Genomic DNA, 6,641 nt, shown 5'->3' on the forward strand with positions numbered 1-6,641 from the left:
GGGGCCGGCGTCGGGCACCGCGACGCACAGCACGGCGCCGGCCGCCTCATATCGGACGTCGTGCACGCGGTGCCCGGCGGAGTCCAGCTCGTGCTGCCACCGGCCGGCCTCGGCGTGCGGGGCCGTCACCTCGAACAGCGCCATCCGGGACCGGGTCACCAGCGGCACCGCGTCCAGGGCGGCGCTGACGGCGTCCGAGTAGGCGCGGACCAGGCCGCCGGCGCCGAGCTTGATCCCGCCGAAGTAGCGGACCACCACGCCGCAGACGTCCGTGAGGTCGCGGGCGCCTGAGGGGCCGGTCTGCCGCTGCGTGAGGGCCTCCAGCATGGGTGTGCCTGCCGTCCCGGCCGGCTCGCCGTCGTCGTTGGAGCGCGCCTGGCGGCGGTCCGGGCCCAGCACAAAGGCGCTGCAGACGTGGCGGGCGTCGTGGAAGCGGCGGCGCAGCGACGCGATCATCTCCCGCGCCTGCTCCTCGGTGTCCACCCGGGCCACGAAGCCGAGGAAGCGGGAGCGCCTCACCTCCAGCTCCACGTGGACCCAGCCGTCCTCGGAACGGGTCCGTGCGGCGGGGACGGTGCAGCGGACGGCGGAGGTCTCGGGCATGGGGACATCCTAGGCGATGGGCATTTCTGTGCCTGGGCTGTGGAGTCGGCATCGTTGCGGCGACGGTGCGTCTCCGATCACATCCTGGGGGTAGAGTTCGTGATCGTGCCCACAGCGCACCGCACCCGGACGCAGGCCCTTTGGACCGGTCGCACCGGGTTCCGCCGACTCGTATCCTCCACATGAACTCACTCCTGTCGCGTCTCCACGACCGCCTCGGGCTGCGCACCTCGCCCGGGGTCTTCTTCTCGGCCGCCGCGGCCATCATCGTGTTCACCGTGGGCATGGGGTTCTTCCCCGGCCCCGTCCAGACCTTCTTCGGCGCGATCGCCCACTGGCTGCGCTATGACATCGGCTGGTTCTACACCGCCTCGGCCACCCTGCTCGTGGTCTTCGCCTTCGGCCTGGCGATCAGTCGCTACGGCCGCGTGAAGCTCGGCGACGACGACGCCACCCCGGAGTACTCGGGCCTGGCGTGGTTCGGCATGCTCTTCGCCGCCGGCGTGGGTGCCGTCCTCATGTTCTGGGGCATCGCAGAGCCGATGAACCACTACGCCAACCCGCCGCTGGAGGGCACCGAGCCCTTCACGGACCAGGCCGCCCTGCAAGCGATCAACTTCGCCAACTTCCACTTCGGCGTCCACATGTGGGCCATCCTCGTGGTGCCGGGCCTGTCCTTCGGCTACTTCACGTACAAGCGCAAGCTGCCGCCGCGTGTGTCCTCCGCGTTCCAGCCGGTCCTCGGCGACCGCATCCACGGCCCGATCGGCAAGGCCATCGACGTCGTCGCGATCGTCTCCACCGTGTTCGGCCTGGGCGTGTCCACCGGACTGGGCGCCCTGCAGATCAACGCGGGCATGAACTACGTGTTCGGCACCCCGGTCGCCGGCTGGGTCCAGGCCCTGATCCTGGCCGTCATCACCGCCGCAGCCCTCACCTCCGTGCTGGCCGGCCTGGACAGGGGCGTGAAGCGCCTGTCCTACCTCAACATCGTCATGGCGATCGCCCTGATGCTGTTCTGCCTCATGTTCGCCGCGTCCTCCATGGACGTGGTGCGCGGCATCATCGAGTCGGCCGGACGCTACGTCGGCGCCCTCCCGTTGATGACCACGTTCAACGACACCATGGGCGGCGGCCAGTGGTCCGGCGACTGGACCGTCTTCTACTGGGCGTGGACGGTCACCTGGGCGCCGTTCACCGGCATGTTCGTCGCCAAGATCTCGAAGGGCCGCACGGTCCGCGAGTTCGTGGCCGCCACCATCGGCCTGCCGACCGCGTTCGTGGTCGTCTGGATGGGCGTCTACGGCTTCTCCGCCGTGTCCATGGACCGTGCCTCCGCCGGCGGTCCGGGTCAGGGCGGCGCCCTGACCAAGACCATCGTGGAGGAGGGCAACGTCCAGGCCGCCCTGTTCCAGTACCTGCAGGAGATGCCGCTCTACCTTCCGGTGGCGGCCCTCGCCCTGGCGGTCATCGTCATCTTCTTCGTCACCTCGATCGATTCCGGGGCCCTCGTGATGGACGCCATGGCCAACGGCCAGGAGGACGTCGTCTCCCGTCGCCAGCGCATCTTCTGGGGCCTGTCCGTGGGCGCCGTCTGCACGGCGATCGTGACCACCGCGGGGGACAACGGCCTCAACGCGCTGCAGGAGGTCATCATCGTGATCGGCTTCCCGGTCATGATCCTGACGGTCCTGCAGGCCGCCCTGCTCGTCCGGGCGCTGCGCGAGGACGCCGGCTCCCTGAAGCCGATGCGCACCCGTCAGTGGAAGCCCGTCCTGCCGGCCGAGGAGTACCACCGCCGCGCCCAGGAGGAGGGTGTGGACATCAACGACTACACCATCCGCCCGGAGTACGAGGTGGGCACCGAGCCGGAGTACGACACCCACACTCCGAACACCTGGCACCGGCAGAAGACCATCGCGCAGCGTGCGGCCGTCACCATCGGCCTGTCCGGCGCGGTGGCCTCGGGCAAGTCGCTGGTCGCCTCGGAGTTCGCCCGCCACGGCGCTGTGGTCGTGGACTACGACGACCTCATGCACGAGCTGCTGGTCGCCGGCCACCCCGCCGTGGACGAGCTGCGCGAGGTGTTCGGCCCGGAGATGGTCCGCCTGGACGGCTCCGTGGACTGGGCGGCGATCGACGCCCTCACCGCCGACTCCACCTCCGCACGCACCCGCCTCTACGAGGTCGTCGGCCCGCACGTGCGTGCCGAGGCCGACCGACGCGCCGCCGCCATCGGCGAGGACGCGGTGCTCGTCGTGGACCTCGCCCTGCTGGACGAGTCCTCCTCCGCCCGCGACTTCGACCAGGTGATCGTCGTCGAGGCCGCCATGGAGGCCCGTGTGCAGCGCCTGATGGCCGAGCGCGGGCTGACCCGTGAGCAGGCATGGGCGCAGATCGACGCGGACGCCCAGGACACGGACCGCAACGACGCCCTCGGCTGGACCACGCTGGAGAACTCCGGCGGCCGCGAGGAGCTCTCGGCGGCCGTGGACACGTACTGGGCCGAGCACGTCGTGCCCGCCCTCGCGGACCGGAAGGGCGCCGTGACCGACGCCTGATCCGCCGCCGTGCGGGAGGCCCGCACACCGGTGCCGCCCCGCGCGGAACGAAACGCCGCCGGCCGGTGTCGTCCTCGGACGGCACGGCCGGTAGCGTGCTGTGGGCCGGAGCACATCGGAGCGCCCTCGCCGAGGGCTGCGTCCCCCCCTCCCCCCCAGGACCACGACGACGGCCCGTCGCCTCCGCCCGAGACCCACCGAGGAGACCCGCAGTGACCGAGAACGCCGCCCGCCCCGCCACCCGCCCCCGCCTGCACGTGGGCCTGACCGGGGGCATCGCCGCCGGCAAGTCGACGGTGGCCCAGGTCTTCGCCGAGCGCGGCGCCATCCTGGTGGACGCGGACCAGATCGCCCGTGACGTCCTCGCCGAGGGCACCGAGGGCCTCGCCGCCGTCCAGGACGAGTTCGGGGACCGGGTCATCACGTCCGAGGGCGAGCTGGACCGGGCCGCCATGGCCGAGATCGTCTTCACCGACCCGGCCGCCCGTGACCGCCTCAACCGCATCGTCCACCCCCGCATCCGGGCCTTCGGCCGGCGTCTGGTGGCCGAGGCCGGCCCGGACGCCGTGGTCGTGCAGGACGTCCCCCTGCTCGTGGAGTCCGGGCAGGCCGGCGCCTACGACCTCGTGGTCGTCGTGGAGGCCCCGATGCAGGAGCGGATCCGCCGCATGGTGGAGGACCGCGGCATGACCGTGGAGGACGCTCAGAACCGCATCGCCGCCCAGGCCAGCGACGAGGAGCGACGGAAGGCCGCCCACGTGCTGCTGGTCAACGACGCGGACCTGGACGCCCTCAAGCGTGCCGCGAACAAGGTCTGGGACCGCTTCATCGCCCCGGACGGCGACGGGTTCGACCCCGAGTCCACACAGGGCCGGGACGAGCCGGACGCGGACCACCGCGAGACACGCGACCAGGGCGAGTGACGTCGTCGGGACGGCGGACGGGGCCCGTACGCCGTCCGCTGACGCGCGTAGGCTGGCAGGCATGAGCCTGGCCCAGCAGATCAACCGCGTCGTCGCACCCTTCGAGGTCGTCAGCCCCTACCAGCCCTCCGGCGACCAGCCGACGGCGATCGCCGAGCTGACCGAGCGCATCGAGGCCGGTGAGAAGGACGTCGTCCTGATGGGCGCGACCGGCACCGGCAAGTCCGCCACCACGGCGTGGCTGATCGAGTCGCTGCAGCGGCCCACGCTCGTGATGGTCCAGAATAAGACGCTCGCCGCGCAGCTGGCGAACGAGTTCCGCGAGCTGCTGCCGAACAACGCGGTCGAGTACTTCGTCTCCTACTACGACTACTACCAGCCGGAGGCGTACGTCCCGCAGACGGACACCTTCATCGAGAAGGACTCCTCCATCAACGAGGAGGTCGAGCGCCTGCGCCACTCGGCCACCAACGCGCTGCTCACCCGCCGCGACGTGGTGGTGGTGGCCACGGTCTCCTGCATCTACGGCCTCGGCACGCCCGAGGAGTACATCGAGCAGATGGTCACGCTCCGGCGGGGCCAGGAGATGGACCGGGACGCGCTGCTGCGCCGCTTCGTGAGCATGCAGTACGTCCGCAACGACACGGACTTCCACCGCGGCACCTTCCGCGTCCGCGGCGACGTGGTGGAGATCATCCCGATGTACGAGGAGCTCGCGGTGCGCATCGAGTTCTTCGGCGACGAGGTCGAGTCCATCCAGACCCTCCACCCGCTCACCGGCCAGGTGGTGCGCGAGGAGAACGAGATGTACATCTTCCCGGCCTCCCACTACGTGGCTGGCGACGAGCGCATGGGCAGGGCGATCACCTCGATCGAGGACGAGCTGCGCGAACGGCTGCAGGAGCTCGAGGGGCAGGACAGGCTGCTCGAGGCGCAGCGACTGCGCATGCGCACCACCTACGACCTCGAGATGATGCAGCAGATGGGCTACTGCAACGGCATCGAGAACTACTCGCGGCACATCGACGGCCGGCCCGCCGGCTCCGCCCCGCACTGCCTCCTGGACTACTTCCCGGACGACTTCCTGCTGGTGGTGGACGAGTCCCACGTGACCATCCCGCAGATCGGCGCGATGTACGAGGGGGACATGTCCCGCAAGCGCACCCTCGTGGAGCACGGCTTCCGGCTGCCCTCCGCCATGGACAACCGCCCGCTGAAGTGGGACGAGTTCCTCGAGCGCATCGGCCAGACCGTCTACCTCTCCGCGACGCCCGGCAACTACGAGCTCTCGCAGGCCGACGGCTACGTGGAGCAGATCATCCGTCCCACCGGGCTCGTCGACCCCAAGGTCGTGGTCAAGCCTGTGCAGGGACAGATCGACGACCTGCTGGAGCAGATCCGGATCCGCATCGAGAAGGACGAGCGCGTCCTGGTCACCACGCTCACCAAGCGCATGGCCGAGGACCTCACCGAGTACCTGCTCGAACACGGCGTGAAGGTGGAGTACCTGCACTCCGACGTGGACACCCTGCGCCGCGTCGAGCTGCTCCGCGAGCTGCGCAAGGGCACCTTCGACGTGCTCGTGGGCATCAACCTGCTCCGCGAGGGCCTGGACCTGCCCGAGGTCTCGCTCGTGTCCATCCTGGACGCGGACAAGGAGGGCTTCCTGCGCTCCACTACCTCGCTCATCCAGACCATCGGCCGCGCCGCCCGCAACGTCTCCGGCGAGGTCCACATGTACGCGGACAACGTCACGGACTCCATGCGCCGGGCGATCGACGAGACCGAGCGCCGCCGCGCCGTCCAGATGAAGTACAACGAGGAGCACGGGATCGACCCGCAGCCGCTGCGCAAGCGGATCGCGGACATCACGGACCAGCTGGCCCGCGAGGACGCGGACACCGCGGACTTCCTCTCCGGCATGGGCGGGGTGAAGTCCGGCTTCGACTTCGGCATGGGCCGGCGCGGCATCACCTCCGCCCGCGCCGAGGCCGCCGAGGCGGGCCAGGACGAGGACGGGCCGACGCCGGCCGTGGACGCTGCGACGATGCCTGCGAAGGACCTCGAGGACCTCATCACCCAGATGTCCCAGCAGATGCACCGGGCCGCCGCCGAGCTGCAGTTCGAGCTCGCCGCCCGGCTGCGCGACGAGGTCGCCGAGCTGAAGAAGGAGCTGCGTCAGATGAAGCGGGAGGGCTGAGCATGGGCCGGGACGTCGGGACCGTCCGAGCCCGCCACCAGCGGAGGGTCGTCACCACGCTCTCGCTGAGCCAGGTGTTCTCCGGCATCGGCAACGGGGCCGCCCTCGCCGTGGGCTCGCTCATGGCCGCCGAGCTCTCCGGCAGCGACGCGCTGGCGGGCACCACCACCATGGCCATCTCCCTGGCCGGCGCCCTGAGCGCCCTGCCCCTGGCCCGGCTGGCCCTGTCCCGAGGACGCCGCACCACGCTGACCGCGGCCTACGCCCTGGCGGCCCTCGGTGCCCTCGGCATGGTGCTGGCCCCCGTGGTGGAGGAGGCCCTGCCGGGGGCCGGGTTCCCGCTGCTGGTGCTAG

General features: G+C 70.8%; 4 protein-coding genes and 1 pseudogene. 4 read left to right on the top strand and 1 reads right to left on the bottom strand.

From position 1 onward, the window contains the following. Nucleotides 1–603: IMPACT family protein (locus AC2W7A_RS07740; RefSeq protein ID WP_485990848.1), on the bottom strand; the 603-nt coding region annotated here is incomplete at its 3' end. Between the two features lie 182 nt (nucleotides 604–785). Here AC2W7A_RS07740 and coaE (AC2W7A_RS07745) point away from each other — a divergent pair. The 4 genes and pseudogenes from coaE (AC2W7A_RS07745) to AC2W7A_RS07760 form a co-directional block, all read left to right on the top strand. Further along, complete coding sequence (gene coaE, locus AC2W7A_RS07745; RefSeq protein ID WP_485990849.1) at nucleotides 786–3,164, top strand: dephospho-CoA kinase; 2,379 nt, start codon at nucleotides 786–788, stop codon at nucleotides 3,162–3,164. 212 nt (nucleotides 3,165–3,376) lie between these two features. Further along, nucleotides 3,377–4,087: a dephospho-CoA kinase gene (gene coaE / locus AC2W7A_RS07750; protein ID WP_485990850.1), complete on the top strand. Its 711-nt coding sequence runs from the start codon at nucleotides 3,377–3,379 to the stop codon at nucleotides 4,085–4,087. Nucleotides 4,088–4,148: 61 nt separating this feature from the next. Then, nucleotides 4,149–6,287 carry an excinuclease ABC subunit UvrB gene (gene uvrB, locus AC2W7A_RS07755; protein ID WP_485990851.1) on the top strand — a complete coding sequence of 713 codons (2,139 nt, stop codon included), beginning with the start codon at nucleotides 4,149–4,151 and terminating at the stop codon, nucleotides 6,285–6,287. Between the two features lie 2 nt (nucleotides 6,288–6,289). Further along, nucleotides 6,290–6,641, top strand: a pseudogene (locus tag AC2W7A_RS07760) (hypothetical protein); the annotation flags it as partial.

Source organism: Micrococcus sp. LASM2_SD2, from assembly GCF_057364565.1.